This window comes from Actinoplanes sp. NPDC023801, assembly GCF_040639655.1.
GTDB lineage: Bacteria > Actinomycetota > Actinomycetes > Mycobacteriales > Micromonosporaceae > Actinoplanes.
Genome location: NZ_JBFAAI010000057.1, coordinates 1 through 14286, shown reverse-complemented (window position 1 = coordinate 14286; position 14286 = coordinate 1). Strand labels below are relative to the sequence as shown.

Sequence of the window (14286 nt, the reverse complement as noted above, 5' to 3'; positions counted from 1 at the left end):
CAAGCACCCTGTTGAGTTCTCAAAGAACAACCGCACACCATCAAACCAGACCGCCAATCAGCGGCCCGCCCTCCGGGGCACTCGCTCTACTTTACTAGGCCTTTGCGGTGTTGTCAACCGGTTTTCCCGGTTGGCACCGATCTGCCCTAGTAATCCCCCGCGCTCAGCGCACGGCTAGGCCGTGATCTGAATTCGGAGTTCCTTCAGGACGGCCGGTCCGGATCTCGCCGTAGCTCGTTCCGTTTGCCTCGTCCGTTTCCCTGTCGGCTCGCAAAACATTACCCGCCGGTCCCCGGCGCTCCAAATCGGGGGTCACCCTAAGTCGTTTCCCCAGTTCAGCGGCTTGAAGGTCCCACGCGGAACTCATCCGCCCGGGATGAAGCCAGCGAGACACCCTGCCGATGCCAGCGGGACACCTTGCCGGAAGCCGGCGAGAGACCTGCCCCGGGCAGACCGCCGAGAAGCCCGATGAAGCCGACAACAGCAAGCAGAGCAGAGCAAGCGAGGCAGGCAGATCCAGCAGCCCGGCGACGATGAGGCGGCGAGTCGGTAGGACCCCGCCTCAGGGGTGGCGAACCTCAACCCGCCCGTCACGGATCCGCACGGGCAGAACCGGCTGATCGTTCCCGGCCGGCCCGTGAACCACGGCACCGTCGCTGAGCCGGAACGTGCTCCCGTGCCAAGGGCACACCACACAGCCGTCCGACACCGATCCTTCGCTGAGGGGTCCGCCCTCGTGCGAGCACCGGTCGATCAGCGCGGTGATCTCGTCCCCCTGCCGGAACAGGAGAACCGCCGTGTCTCCCACGGTCCGGGCGACCGGCTTGCCTTCGGGCAGTGAGGACAGCGGTCCGGCGACGGTCCACTCCTCCGGCACACGAGCCACCTCGGGCGCCGCGTGGCTGATTCCACCGCCTTGGGCGTACGACAGATGTCCGCCCAAGAAGGCGCCGGCCCCGGCGACCGAGAGGCCGGCGAAGGCCAGCGCCTTGCCCTGCTTCTGCCGTCCGGTGAGCCGCGCCGCGAGCGAGCCGGCGTAGAGCCCGGTGGCAACCAGGTTGGTGAGGGCGTGGACGAGGCCGACCCGGCGCCGGTCCTTGGTCATCTCGGACCAGTCGACCCACCCGGCCGTGGCGGCGGGGATCACGCCGGCCAGTCCGACGGCGATCAGCGCGGTGGAACCGCGGTCACCGGATCGGGCGGGCCGTTCGGGGAGCAGGTCGAGGACCGCGGCGGAGAGGAAGGCGCCGACCGGGACTTGGACGAGTACCGGGTGCAGTGGGTGCCCGAACCAGCTGCCGTGCAGGAGGTCGCGCAGGGTGCGCGGCCGGACCGCGGACGTGACCGCGGCCTGCAGTTTGTCGCTGGCGCCGTCGAGCGCGTCCGCCTGTTCGATCCGGGTGAGTACCTGCCGCAACATGTAGAGCCGGTGCCCGCCCGGATCGGGGTCAAACCTCAGGCCAGGGATTTCAGGGCGTCCCCAATGCCTCGATGGAAGGTCGGGTACGCCCAGATCTGGCTGAGCAGGGTCGAGATCGGGACCTCCGCGTGCACGGCGACCGCGAGTGCTCCGATCATCTCGCCGCCGGCCGGGCCCGCCGTGGTGGCGCCGACCAGCACGCCCCGGCCGGCGTCGGCGACGACCTTGATGAAGCCCTCGTTGCCGGGTCCGTGGACGAATCCGCGGGAGGTCGAACCGAGCGGGACATGACCGACCTGGACGTTCTCGAACTGTTCGGACGCCTGTGCGGCGGTGAGACCGACCGCACCGATCTCCGGGTCGAGGAAGGTGACGCGGGGGCGTGCGCGGTAGTCGGCGCCGGGCCCGCCCTGGCCGAGGATGTCGCGGACCGCTATGTCCGCCTCGTACATGGCCATGTGGGTGAAGTTGCCGTTGCCGGTGACGTCGCCGACGGCCCACACCCGGTCGCCGGCCCGCATCCGGTCGTCGGTGTTCACGAACCGGGCTGACGGGTCGAGCCCGATGGTCTCCAGGCCGAGGTCGCCGAGGCGGGCTGCGCGGCCGGTGGCGACGAGGAGTTTCTCGCCGGTGACGGTGCTGCCGTCGGAGAGTTCGACGGTGAAGGAGCCGTCGTGGGAGACCTTCGTGGCGCGTACGCCGGTTCGGATCGTGGCACCGATCACTGAGGCCGCCACCTCGGAGGACTCGGGTTCCTCCATGGCGAGGATCCGCTCGGACCCCTCGATGATCGTGACCTCGACTCCGAAGCGTGCGAAGACCTGTGCGAACTCACAGCCGATCGCGCCGCCGCCGAGGATGATCAGGGAGGCGGGCAGGGTGGCGGTCTCGACGGCTTCGCGGTTGGTCCAGTACGGCGTACCGGCGAGCCCGTCGATCGGCGGGATCACGGCGACCGTTCCGGTGGCGATGACCAGGCCACGCGAGGCGGCGTATATCTCGTCGCCGACCCGGACGCGGCCGGGACCGGTGACGGTGGCCCGGCCCCGGACGAATCTCGCGCCTTTGCCGGTGAGCCGGTCGACGGCGACCTTGTCGTTCCAGTCGGCGGTGGCCTCGTCGCGGACCCGGCGGGCGACCGGCGCCCAGTCGGGTTCCACGGTGGCGGTGCCGGCGAGGCCGGGGATGCGCCGGGCCTCCGCGAGGGCGCTGCCGGCGCGGACCATCATCTTCGTCGGGATGCATCCCCAGTACGGGCATTCGCCACCGACCAGGTTGTGTTCGACTCCTACGACGTCGAGTCCGGCCGCGGCCAGTCGTCCGGCGGTTTCCTCACCGCCCACGCCCAGCCCGATGACCACCACGTCCACGTTCCGCACGTCGCCCATGGGTGTCAGCTAACCACCGACGGGTTTCCTCATGTGGGCGGCGAGGCGACCGATTCAGAACCGTCGCGGAAGTGGTTGTACCGAGGAAGAGGCGGCCATGAGGGGGTGGTGGCGAGCGCTGGCTGGCGCTCGCCATCCTCATGGCCGCCGCCTCGTTTGAAGACCCGCCGGAAGAAGGTTTGACGGACGCAACCGCCGGCGGGCCCCGTCACCGCAGCCAGACCGCCTCGTCCCGGTGTGATTCGAGAGGTCCGGGGTAGTCGAGGCCGCGGAATTCTGATTCGGGGAGACGCCACGGCTGGTGCACGGCCGCGCCTTCGATCCCCTTCAACTCGGGTACGTAACGACGAACGTACACGCCTTCCGGGTCGAATCGGAGCGCCTGCCGGATCGGGTTGAACCGCCGGTAGGGCCGGGTGTCGTTGCCGGTCCCCGCGGTCCACTGCCAGTTTCCGGAGTTGTTCGGCACGTCTCCGTCGAGCAGCCAGCGGGAGAACCAGGCGACGCCGAGGCGCCAGTCGACCCCGAGATGTTTGGTGAGAAATGCCGCGGTGATGAGGCGGGCCCGGTTGTGCATCCAGCCCTCCTCGCGCAGCTGGCGCATGCCGGCGTCGACGATCGGAACTCCGGTGAGTCCGTCCTGCCAGTGCTGGAGCGCGTCGTCGTCGTAGCGCCAGTCGCCGTCGGCGGCCGGGCGGAGCGCCTGGGTGGAGAGTTTCGGGTAGGCCCGGGTCACCTGGTAGTAGAAGTCGCGCCAGCAGAGCTGGCGGACGAAGGCGTCGGCATTTCGTGCGCGGGCTGCTTCGGCCACCTCGAGTGGGGAGAGACAACCCCATCGCAGGTACGGGCTGAGCCTGCTCGTGGCATCGCCGGCCATGTCGTCGTGCGCGTCGGCGTACCCGTCGAGGTCCTGCCGTGACCAGGTGGAGAGCCGCCGGCGTCCCGCGTTCTCGCCGCCCTCGACAGCGTGGGGTGATTCTCCGCCCGGAGGGGCGGGCAGGTCGCCCGCGGTGAGGCCGCCGGGAAGGGTGAGCCGCTCGGGCGTCGGCGCCAGTTTTCGCCGGGTCACCGCTGACCAGGCGCGATAGTAGGGCGTGAAGACCCGGTAGGCGTCGCCGCCACCACCGGGCCGGACGGCACCGGGTTCGACGACGGTGACACCGGGGTGGAGTTCAAGGGCGATCCGGTGCTGTTCGCAGCCGGCGGCGAGCCGGCGTTCACGCCGTCGTGCGTAACCGCTGACGTCGGCGGCCAGGTGGACCTTGTCGGCGCCGCTGTCGCGGGCGGCGCGGATCGTCTCGGTGACCGGGTCGCCGCTGCGCACGATCAGGTCGCCTCCTCGTTGCCGGAGCTGTTCGCGCAGGTCGGCGAGGCTCTGGTGGAGGAAGCGGGTCCGGTTCGGCGAGATGCCGGCGAGCGTGGGGTCGAGGACGTAGAGGGGGACGACCCGGCCGGCGGCACAAGCCGCGGCGAGGGCCGGGTTGTCGTGCACGCGCAGGTCCCGGGTGAGCAGGACGACTGCGGTACCCATCAGGCCGCCAGCTGGACCGGGGTGCCGGGCCGTGTGAGGAGACTACGGACGGCGACGGCGGCGCGGCGGCGGTTGGGGACGGTGGCGCGTCTTCCGAAGACGTCGTAGTCGAGGGCTTCGATCTCGTCGAGGATGCCGCCGTAGAGCTGGAAAGCCGTACGCATGCAGGCCTGGGAGGCGGGTTCGAGCAGCGGGATTCCGGGAGCGGCGAGGGCGTAGTGCTCGCGGGCGCGGGCCACCTCCGACTTGATCAGTTCCTTGACCGCCGGTGTGGCGACGCGCTGCCGGAGGAGGCGCCGGGTCACCCCGAACTCGGCGAGGTGTTCCTCGGGCAGGTAGATCCGGCCGCGGTCGAGGTCCTCGGCCACGTCCCGGATGAAGTTGGTGAGCTGGAAGGCGAAGCCGAGCTGGCGGGCCGGCTCGCGGGCGGCGGCGGGGTCCGAGGATCCGAGGATCGGCAGCATCATGGTGCCGATCACGGCAGCGGAGCCATCCATGTATTCGACTAGATCGTCGTACGTGGGGTAGGCGGTGACCGTGAGGTCCATCGTCATGCTGCGCAGGAACTTCTCGAAATCCTCCAGATCGAGGTCGAACACCGCGATGGTGTGCAGGACCGCCGGGAGCAGAGCGTCGTCGACGGGCTCGCCGCGGAGCCCGGCCAGGAACCGTTCGGACCACTCGGTGAGGATCGCCGCGCGCTCGGCGGACGGGCGGGACTCGGTCCGGTCGACGATTTCGTCCGCATATCGAGTGAATCCGTAGAGGGCATGGACATGTCGCCTCTTCCACGCCGGTAGCAACCGGGTCGCCAGGTAGTACGTCCGACCGTGCTCACGGTGCAGTTCACGGCAGCGTTCGTAGGCCGCTGCCAGATCGGTTTCCATCCCGGTCCTCCCGGATAAGGCGACTGAATCAAAATCGACGCACGAATCGACGCAACTTCAAGAAGTTAGGGTACGGTACTCCGCGTGGCCAATCACACCCTCGAGGGAAATCGCCTGGAAGCGATCCCTCGCCAGCCGGTCTCGCACCGAGCGCTGATCGGCGCCGTCGAGGGCACGCTGGCCGACTTCCTCGCCGTCCAGATAGCTGCTCTCGATGCAGTCGACCCCTCGCTCGGAGGCTTCGCCCGCACCGCCCGTGACCTGGTCATGGCCGGTGGCAAACGGATCAGGCCGACTTTTGCGTTCTGGGGCTGGCGCGGCGTCGTCGGTTCCGCCGAACCGGTCGAGGGCGTTTTACCCGCTCTCGGCGCACTTGAACTAATGCATACGTTCGCGCTGGTCCACGACGATCTGATGGACCGGTCCGCCACCCGGCGCGGACGGCCCACCGCCCACCGGCTGTTCGCCGCCCAGCACGGCGAACGGTTCGGCGACTCGGCTGCGATCCTGGTCGGCGACCTCTGCCTGGTCTGGGCCGACCAGCTGCTCGCCCGGACCGCGCTGTCCCCCGCCACCCTCTTCGAGGTTCGCAACCGCTACGACCGGATGCGGGTCGAAGCGGTTGCCGGGCAGTACCTCGACGTCCTCGGCGAGACCGATCCGTCGGCCTGGTCGGTGGAGCGCGCCCTGCTCGTCGCGCGGCACAAGACGGCCAGTTACACGGTCCAGTGGCCGCTCGGGTTCGGGCTGGCCCTGGCCCCGTCCGGCGGCGACCCGGCGCTCGAGGACGCGTACCGGACCTACGGTCTCGCCGTCGGCGAGGCCTTCCAGTTGCGCGACGATCTGCTCGGGGTCTACGGCGACCCGGCAGTCACCGGCAAACCGGCCGGCGACGATCTGCGTACCGGCAAACCCACTACCCTGCTCATGCTGGCCCGGCAACTCGCCACCGGCGCGCAACTCGACGAGCTCGCGGTGGCCGACATCGCGCGGCAGGCCGAGATCATCGCGGCCACCGGGGCTCCGGCCGAGGTCGAGGACATGATCCGGGCCCGGGTCGACGAGGGCGTCGCGGCGATCGCCGGCGCCCCGGTCCGGGCCGATGCGCGGGCCGCCCTCATCGAGCTGGCGACCGCCGCCACACACCGACCGGCATGATCATTCTTATTTTTGGAGCCGTGACGTGCGAACAGTGACCGGACCCACCGATCGGGTCGTCATCGTCGGCGCCGGGCTGGGCGGTCTCGCCTGTGCCCTGCACCTTGCCGCTGCCGGACGGCAGGTGACCGTCGTCGAACGCGAACCCGTCCCGGGCGGGCGGGCCGGCCGGCTGTCGCTGAGCGGGTACCAGTTCGACACCGGACCGACCGTGCTCACCATGCCCGAACTGATCGCCGAACCCCTCGAGGCCGTCGGCGAGAACCTGAGCGACTGGCTGGAGCTGACGCCGCTCGACCCCGCCTACCGGGCGTACTACCCGGATGGCTCCACACTTGACGTACGTACCGACACCACCCGGATGGCGGCTGAGATCGCCAAGGTCTGCGGCCCCCGCGAGGCCGACGGCTACCTGCGCTTCGTCGATTTCACCCGGCAGCTCTGGCAGCTCGAGCGCGACCACTTCATCGACCGGAACCTCGACACCCCGGTCGACCTGATGAACATCAACCTGCTCAAGCTGCTCGGCATGGGCGCGTTCCGGCGGCTCCAGCCCAAGATCGACCAGTACTTCCGCGATCCCCGTACGCAGCGGATCTTCTCCTTCCAGGCGATGTACGCGGGCCTGGCCCCGCACGACGCGCTCGCCATCTACGCCGTCATCGCGTATCTCGACTCGGTCGCCGGCGTGTACTTCCCCAAGGGCGGCATGCACGCCGTCCCGAAGGCACTGGCCGGCGCGGCCGAGAAACACGGGGTCACCTTCCTCTACGACACCACGGTCGAGCGGGTCACCACCGCCAACGGCCGCGCCACCGGCGTGATCACCTCGGGCGGCGAGCACATCCCGGCCGACGTCGTCGTCCTCAACCCCGACCTGCCGGTCGCCTACCGCGATCTCCTGCCGGCTCGGCGCCTCCGGCGGCTTCGCTACTCGCCGAGCTGCGTGGTCCTGCACATCGGGTCCAGTCAGGCCTACTCCAAGATCGCCCACCACAACATCCATTTCGGTACGGCGTGGAAGGGCACCTTCGACGAGATCATCAACAAGGGTCTCCTGATGAGCGACCCTTCCCTGCTGGTGACGAATCCCACGCACACCGACCCGACGGCGGCACCCGACGGGCAGCAGACCTACTACGTGCTGGCCCCCACGCCGAACCTCGAGTCCGGGCCAATCGACTGGCGCGGCGGCATGGACAAGCGCTACGCCGACGAGCTCCTGCGCGTCCTCGAAGGCCGGGGCTACATCGGGTTCCGCGACGGCGTCGAGGTGCAGCGGATCATCACCCCGGCCGACTGGGCCGACGACGGCATGGCCGCCGGTACACCGTTCGCGGCCGCGCACTCGTTCACCCAGACCGGACCGTTCCGGCCGTCCAACCTGCACCCGACCCTGCCGAACGTGGTCTTCACCGGCTCCGGCACCCAGCCCGGGGTGGGCGTGCCGATGGTGCTGATCTCCGGCAAACTCGCCGCCACCCGCATCACCGGAGGCCGCGCATGACCGCCCGTCAGTCCTCTCCGCCCGGCCCGGCCGTCTCGACCGGCTCCCGGCCCGCCTCCCGCGAGGCCGACCTCGTCGACCTCGTCGACGACCGCGGCGGATCCATCGGGACTGCCACCGTGCTCGACGCACACGAGGTACCCGGGATGCTGCACCGCGCGTTCTCGGTGTTCCTGCGCGACCCCGCCGGACGGGTGCTGATCCAGCAGCGAGCCGCGGTGAAGACGCGGTTCCCGCTGCGCTGGGGCAACACCTGCTGCGGACATCCGGCCCCCGGCGAGCCCGTCACCGTCTCGGCGGGACGCCGGGTGGCCGAGGAGATCGGCGTCGAAGCGGTGACTCTGCGTGAAGTCGGCGTCTACGTGTACTACGCCGAGGACCCGGCCACCGGGCGCGTCGAGCGCGAGTACGACCACGTCCTCCTCGGCGACCTGCCGGACGGCACCGAGATGCGGCCCGACCCGGCCGAGGTGGCCGAGCTGCGATGGGTGACGGTCCCTGATCTGCTCGCCGATCTGGATGCCTCGCCCGCGGCGTACGCCCCATGGCTCGAAGGGGTGACCCGCCGGCTCGCCGCCCACCTGGACCAGCACCCCGTGGCCGCCGGAAACTCGCCCGCACCCGTTCCGTCCGCACCGGAGCGGTCGGGTGGCAAATGACGGCCTGAGCGCCGGAGCGGCCGCGCGTCGCCTCGGCGTCGCGGTGACCACGCTGCGTACCTGGCACCAGCGGTACGGACTCGGCCCGAGCCGGCACGAGCCCGGACACCATCGGCGGTACACCGTCGAGGACATGGTCCGCCTGCAGGTCATGCAGCGGCTCACCGCGCAGGGCGTGTCGCCGGCCGAGGCTGCTGCCTGGGCCCGGCGCTCACCCTCTGTCACGTCGCCCGACGCGCTCACCACACCGGATCCGGCCGCGCCCCCGGACCCGCCGGTTCCTCCGGACTCGCTCCCGCTCTTCGGTGACGCTCCGGCCGATTCCCCCGCCGGCTCCTACTTCGATGACGCGCCCCCGGGTTCTTACTTCGGTGACGCACCCGCCGGAGGTGGGCAGACCATCGCGCTCGGCCCACGGGCAGATCCGGCGGCCCGGGGCCTGGCGCGTGCCGCGATGCGCCTGGACGCCCCCGCGATGCGCTACATCCTCGAATCCGCGATCACTCACCGTGGTGTGCTCGCGGCCTGGACCAAGGTGATGATGCCGGTGCTGATCGGCATCGGCGAACGCTACGAGGTCACCGAACGGTTCGTCGAGGTCGAGCATCTGCTCTCGAGGTCGATCACCGAAGTGCTCAGCACAGTGCCACGGCCACCCCGCGACATCACCCCACGGGCTCTGCTGGCCGCCACCGACGAGGAGCAGCACACGCTGCCGCTGGAGGCCCTGGCGGCCGCGCTGGCCGAGAACGGGGTCCCGAGCCGCCTGCTGGGTGCCCGCGTCCCGCCCCGCGCCCTGATGGACGCTGTGGCCCGTACCGGCCCGGCCGTGGTGGTCCTCTGGTCGCAACTTCCGTCCACCGGCGATGTGGCCCAGCTGGAACGTCTGCTCGATCTGCCCCACCCACCCGTGGTCGTGGCCGCCGCCGGCCCCGGCTGGCCGGTGGGCGCTCTACCCCCTCCGGTGACCCCTCTGAACGGCCTCGCCGAGGCTCTCCGCATCGTCTCGGCCGCTTGCGCCTGACGTTTGTGCAGGTCAGAGCACTCGTTGCAAGAAAGGGGGATACCGATTTGAAGATCAGGACAGGCATCGCATATGCTTTGCATGCCTCAAGCGGGGGGCGCGGTTGGGGCCACAACCACCAAGCGTTGCCGATCGCGCAACCAGCGCGATGTGCAATGATAGTGGAGTTGCCCTCATCGTCTAGTGGCCTAGGACGCCGCCCTTTCAAGGCGGTAGCACGGGTTCGAATCCCGTTGGGGGTACTGGTAAGTTAGTGGTCGCAAGCCACTGGCAAGCCAAGCAAGACGGTTACAAAGCAAGGTCCTGTGGAGCAGTTGGAGTGCTCGCCGCCCTGTCAAGGCGGAGGTCGCGGGTTCAAGTCCCGTCAGGACCGCAAGTAAGTTCACGGCCAGGTAGCTCAGTTGGTACGAGCGTCCGACTGAAAATCGGAAGGTCGGCGGTTCGACCCCGCCCCTGGCCACCAGGCCTCTCGCCGGGCTCTGAGCACCGTCCACCTGCGGAAACGCACGGTGGACGTTTTGCTGTCCGGGCCAGTTTTGGCTCCTTTCAGCTCCTCAAAGTTGACCTCTGGTACCCCCCCGGATTCCCCATGATCGCCATCCCAAATGGCACGTTCGGTGCACGCCGATCGCCTCCAATCCGGCGTCTGGCGGCCATGTACCTGGCGTCTATAAGTGACACCCGACACATCACCATGAACCATCGCACCGCCGCACCACCTCTTCCGGTGGCAAGCTGCGAAGCGGCGCGGCAGAAGCTTCAGCGGGACCCGAGCAAACCCAGAGTCGACGTGTTACGGCAATGCCGGGTCAACCGCTAGGACTGCACCGGCGAGGTAAGCCGATTCTTCGCATGATCTGCTTGCTGCCCTAGTCATAGGCTGTGGATATGGACGTGCGGACGGCACGAGCGAACGTTGCGCGCTTCTGCGGCAATGCTGCCCTCAGCTTGGCGTTGGCGGTCGTCCTGCTGGGCACCATCTACAGCTCCGGCACACCGTTCGGGCTATATGCCATCGCAGGGCTGCTCGTAGCTGTCGGAGTGGGACTTCGACTTGAGGCAGCGATCATGGATCGCCGTTGACCGCCAGGCGCTGACCGACTGCGCTTCGGGCACCCAACAATCCACACTTCAGCCGAGACCCCGACCGTGACGCCCTTGGTCGTGCGGCGACGATCGCGAGAGCTGGCGATAGTCCGCCGAAGCTGTTCACCGTCGCAGCTTGATCTGACAATCAGCGTCCTGGCCGGTGCGCCAACCGATGCCGGGCGGAGCCCGCCAGCAGGCCGAGCGCGGCCGGCCGCGCCGCGCTTGCGCGGCGCCTTGATGCTAAACAGGCCTATTCGGCAGTATTCGCGGCGCGGAGCGTGTACGAGAGTCGACGCGGGGCAAGAGACTCCCACACTGCCAGGACGACACTCGCCCGTAGTCCTTCAGCCGCGGATGCATTACCAGCCCAAACGCACGTCAAGTTCCCGCAGCTCCCCCCTACTCCCCCGCGGGCGACCCGCTGATCGGGCTCAGATCTGGCGCAGGCGTCAGTAGAGGCTGCGCAAGCTATTCCCCATCTGACGGTTGTCTCTCCTTCACTCGACGAGGCAGTCCTGTCTCTTGGCGGTGCCGCATTTACGGCATCAAATTTCACGGGAACGAACTACTTCGAGCCAATCCCTCTATGGGCTACCTTTGTCTTTGGTGTCGTGATTATGGCCAGCTCACTTGTATTCTGGCACGCTGCACGAGTGATTAGTGAGGTGAAGAAGGAACAGTGAACCCCGCCTTGACAGCTAAGGCACCATCAATGGGCTCTTCCCCACACGGCGAGTCGGTGAGGGGTCCGGCGGCGTGCGCCTCATTCACGCGTCGCGTCGCCGCCTGCAGTTATGCGCCAGAAAGTTACCCACCTTGGGTATTCAAGTATTCCCTGGTTTGTGTTTGAACTTCTAAACGCTCCTCGGCCGGCATCTCTTGATAAGCCTTCCAGAAATTCTGGAATGGCCCTTCGATGTCCTCGGCATAGATGCCGCTGAAGAAAGCCGCCCGCAGGGATCCGCCCTCGACTACATCCTGTGCCATCTCTTGAATCATGCCGGTTCCGTTAGCGGCCAGGTCTTCCATGATCCGATAAAGTGCGTTCGCTATCTGGACGTCCCCATTCGCTATTTCAAGATACTCGTCAAACATGGTTGGCCTGCCCAGCAAGCGGGTGGTCATAACCAGACCCGCCACCGATGGCGGGCAGTTGCACTGCAGCCAGATCACTAACGCTCCGGTTCATCGCGGACCGGAAAGCTAGAACGACACCGTTGACATTTTGGAATAGGGCCATCGCCTGTCCCCAAAGAAGGAGGACGTCGGTTGCGGCGATCGCAGCGATTCCGTATCCGATCGCTGCTCCGCCTCCGGTCCATGAGGTTGCACTTCCTCCAACCGCGGCGGCACTAGCGAGCAGGGCTGCGTCGCACATGGCCTTGATGACGCCGCCGAGGGCATCGCCAGCAGCCCATACGGCGTCCGTCATGATCCGGTACTCCTCGGCGATGGCAGCGAAAGCCGGCCGCAGCTCGTCGATGGCGGTCGCCAGGTCAGTGAAGTACTGGTACGCCGTATCACCCGCGTTGCCCTGCCAGAGTCCTGGGAGAGCCGTGGCTCCCGACTGGACGTTAATGGCGATATCGTGCATCGCGAGACTGGCGTTGTTCATGACGGAGATCATGCGTCCGATAGCCTCCCAGTCACCGAACATCTTGGTCTGAGTCTCGGTGACCGGATCACGCCCGACGATGATCTCCAAGCCCTTCAGGATCCACGCCGACGGGCTGATGTACTCGAAGATCCCGGCCTTATTAGGTGGATTTTCGGCATCGTCTGGCGGTTTTAGGTACTGCTCCGGTCCGCGAGAGTCATCGAACGGGAGATATTTGCACGGGTTATTCGAGATCTCGTACTCAAGAATCGTGGGACACTGCTTGAGTCCTTCAGGTAAAGCGCTATCAATTTGACGTGCTGCCTCTAGGGTGGTCGTCCCATAATATGTAGCGGCACTGCGGAGTTCCGGCGCGGATTGATCGAGCACGTGGATGACACGGCTCAGCGTTACTTGAACCTGCTGCATCGCATGCTGATGACCCTCAGCCGCGATGCTGAAGAACTCACCGCCGATTCCGTTCTGGGAGTTCTTGGCAATGTAGTCTTTTACCGTCTTTACGTCGTCGCTCGCACGCTCAATCTGCGCAGCGAACGAGACAAGGGTCGACGGCTCAACCATGAGGAGTTCCACTAGTCGCTCCCCGCTACAGCAGCGATGCCGATGAGTCCTCCGATGGTCATCGCGATGGCAGGTATCAATAACCACATGGTTAGCCGGGGGTGTGACCGAGTGAAGTAGACGCCGGCGCCCAAGATGCCCCCGACCGCAAGAGCCAGTGTCGGGACCAACCGTGCGCCTCCCGATTGCCCCCAAGCGATAAACATGACGGCGATAAAGCCGAAGAAGATGCTCAGGTTCGCAATGCGCGTCCGTAGGTTCCAGTACGCCGAATCTTGGAACCGTAGGACTGACAGGCGCAGGTCGTGCTGAACTTGCTCGCGCTCTTCGGGCGTGCCTTGCCGCCTCCTGCTGGCACCTCTGCTCTTCTTCCTCGACATAGGCGAACGGTAGCAATAGACAAAGATCGCTTTAATCCCTCAACGACGTTTTGGGGGTTGTGCTGCAGGCTGGACATCCGGTTGAACCGGCCACCGTCGCTCGACGTACAGCGCCAACACGGGTGGTTTGCCGATCCGGTCCGCGACCTGGACCCATGACGGGTTGTCATGAAGCAATCGGTCACTGACACCTCGCTCCGCGAAATCACGCGCATCAGCTCACCATTGCGAAGCCCACAGGCTGGCGATCGCAGTCAACGGCTACTGGTCGAAGTCGCCGTCTTTGACCTCACTCCTGGCAGCCGCCACCAACCTCGCCCGACTCGCCACCCTCGGACTCACCCACCAACCCCAAGGATGGGCCCTCACCTGACCGGCCGAGAACCACCTCCACCAGGCACTGTTCAGATCGACGGCCGCCGCTGTCTCTCACCGGCATCAGCCCAGCCCACAAAGACCGACGCGGGTCGATCAGAAACTCTGATCAACCCGCGTTTAACACCAGCCACCTAGCCTGACAGCGATCCACGCCCCAGCGGGCTTCAAACTTCGGGAGCAGCGATGACTGCGGATCCGGCGGAGCACCTCTTCGCGTTGCTGTTGCGCCAGGCGGCGCCGTTGATACTGGCACCGCCGGCTCCGTACTCACATCTTGGCGGTATCACCCGGGTCGGGAGCGACCGGGCGCGCATGTTCCTCATCGGCGGATCACTACCGCCGCCGGGCATTGGAATCGAGTTTGAACTGATAAGCGATCATGGCGAGTTGCCGATCGAGCTTGCCCTCGACTGGATTCGCGATTTTCGGCTTCTCCGGACCTGCTTGGCGTCGTCATGGAGTCGAGCAGACATATGGACAGCCACGGCTACCGGATCATCGAAGCCGCAGCCGTCGGCTTTCGGCCGGACAAGATGTCACCTCGTTTTGATCACAACATCTTTGCCATGCTCAGCATCCTCATCCACGGCGGCGGGACTGTAAGAACAACGGTGTAACTCCTGATCAAGGAGACGCACCTGATGACTGTCATGACGGACACCGTGGATACTTCCGCGGTGGCGAAG

General features: G+C 67.0%; 10 protein-coding genes and 3 tRNA genes. 7 read left to right on the top strand and 6 right to left on the bottom strand.

Going from position 1 to position 14286, the window contains the following annotated elements; all coding sequences use genetic code 11:
* Window positions 1-562 precede the first annotated feature (562 nt).
* The 4 genes from AB0G04_RS43690 to AB0G04_RS43675 form a co-directional block, all read right to left on the bottom strand.
* The gene (locus AB0G04_RS43690; protein ID WP_360996508.1) at window positions 563-1420 is read right to left on the bottom strand and encodes a Rieske (2Fe-2S) protein; all 858 of its coding nucleotides are present in this window, start codon (window positions 1418-1420) and stop codon (window positions 563-565) included.
* Window positions 1421-1455: 35 nt separating this feature from the next.
* Window positions 1456-2808, bottom strand: a complete 1353-nt coding sequence (locus AB0G04_RS43685; RefSeq protein WP_360996506.1) for an NAD(P)/FAD-dependent oxidoreductase — start codon at window positions 2806-2808, stop codon at window positions 1456-1458.
* A gap of 208 nt (window positions 2809-3016) precedes the next feature.
* A complete protein-coding gene (locus AB0G04_RS43680; RefSeq protein WP_360996503.1) occupies window positions 3017-4339 on the bottom strand; it encodes a deoxyribodipyrimidine photo-lyase in 1323 nt (440 codons plus the stop codon).
* A complete protein-coding gene (locus tag AB0G04_RS43675) occupies window positions 4339-5226 on the bottom strand; it encodes a phytoene/squalene synthase family protein (protein WP_360996500.1) in 888 nt (295 codons plus the stop codon). The genes AB0G04_RS43680 and AB0G04_RS43675 overlap by 1 nt, the downstream gene beginning before the upstream one ends.
* 114 nt (window positions 5227-5340) lie before the next feature.
* Between AB0G04_RS43675 and AB0G04_RS43670 the strand changes: the two genes are divergently transcribed.
* The 7 genes from AB0G04_RS43670 to AB0G04_RS43640 all read left to right on the top strand — a co-directional run bounded on the left by AB0G04_RS43670 (window position 5341) and on the right by AB0G04_RS43640 (window position 10037).
* A complete protein-coding gene (locus tag AB0G04_RS43670) occupies window positions 5341-6384 on the top strand; it encodes a polyprenyl synthetase family protein (protein WP_360996511.1) in 1044 nt (347 codons plus the stop codon).
* 25 nt (window positions 6385-6409) lie between these two features.
* Complete coding sequence (gene crtI, locus AB0G04_RS43665; RefSeq protein WP_360996498.1) at window positions 6410-7891, top strand: phytoene desaturase family protein; 1482 nt, start codon at window positions 6410-6412, stop codon at window positions 7889-7891.
* Window positions 7888-8550, top strand: coding sequence for an isopentenyl-diphosphate Delta-isomerase (gene idi, locus AB0G04_RS43660; RefSeq protein ID WP_360996495.1), 663 nt, complete (start codon window positions 7888-7890; stop codon window positions 8548-8550). The genes crtI and idi overlap by 4 nt, the downstream gene beginning before the upstream one ends.
* The gene (locus AB0G04_RS43655) at window positions 8540-9574 is read left to right on the top strand and encodes a MerR family transcriptional regulator (RefSeq protein WP_360996492.1); all 1035 of its coding nucleotides are present in this window, start codon (window positions 8540-8542) and stop codon (window positions 9572-9574) included. The genes idi and AB0G04_RS43655 overlap by 11 nt, the downstream gene beginning before the upstream one ends.
* A gap of 169 nt (window positions 9575-9743) precedes the next feature.
* Window positions 9744-9816: transfer RNA gene (locus tag AB0G04_RS43650), tRNA-Glu, on the top strand.
* A gap of 57 nt (window positions 9817-9873) precedes the next feature.
* Window positions 9874-9947 (top strand) — tRNA-Asp (locus AB0G04_RS43645).
* Window positions 9948-9960: 13 nt separating this feature from the next.
* Window positions 9961-10037, top strand: a tRNA-Phe gene (locus tag AB0G04_RS43640).
* 1433 nt (window positions 10038-11470) lie between these two features.
* Here AB0G04_RS43640 and AB0G04_RS43635 read toward each other — a convergent pair.
* A complete protein-coding gene (locus AB0G04_RS43635; protein ID WP_360996489.1) occupies window positions 11471-11758 on the bottom strand; it encodes a hypothetical protein in 288 nt (95 codons plus the stop codon).
* Window positions 11751-12854, bottom strand: a complete 1104-nt coding sequence (locus AB0G04_RS43630; protein ID WP_360996486.1) for a hypothetical protein — start codon at window positions 12852-12854, stop codon at window positions 11751-11753. The genes AB0G04_RS43635 and AB0G04_RS43630 overlap by 8 nt, the downstream gene beginning before the upstream one ends.
* Window positions 12855-14286: the final 1432 nt, after the last annotated feature.

Excerpts from the sequence above, each read along its gene's own strand:
- AB0G04_RS43635 (WP_360996489.1), bottom strand. The coding sequence starts at position 11,758 with ATGTTTGACGAGTATCTTGAAATAGCGAATGGGGACGTCCAGATAGCG.
- AB0G04_RS43675 (WP_360996500.1), bottom strand. The coding sequence starts at position 5,226 with ATGGAAACCGATCTGGCAGCGGCCTACGAACGCTGCCGTGAACTGCAC.
- AB0G04_RS43690 (WP_360996508.1), bottom strand. The coding sequence starts at position 1,420 with ATGTTGCGGCAGGTACTCACCCGGATCGAACAGGCGGACGCGCTCGAC.
- AB0G04_RS43685 (WP_360996506.1), bottom strand. The coding sequence starts at position 2,808 with ATGGGCGACGTGCGGAACGTGGACGTGGTGGTCATCGGGCTGGGCGTG.
- AB0G04_RS43680 (WP_360996503.1), bottom strand. The coding sequence starts at position 4,339 with ATGGGTACCGCAGTCGTCCTGCTCACCCGGGACCTGCGCGTGCACGAC.
- idi (WP_360996495.1), top strand. The coding sequence starts at position 7,888 with ATGACCGCCCGTCAGTCCTCTCCGCCCGGCCCGGCCGTCTCGACCGGC.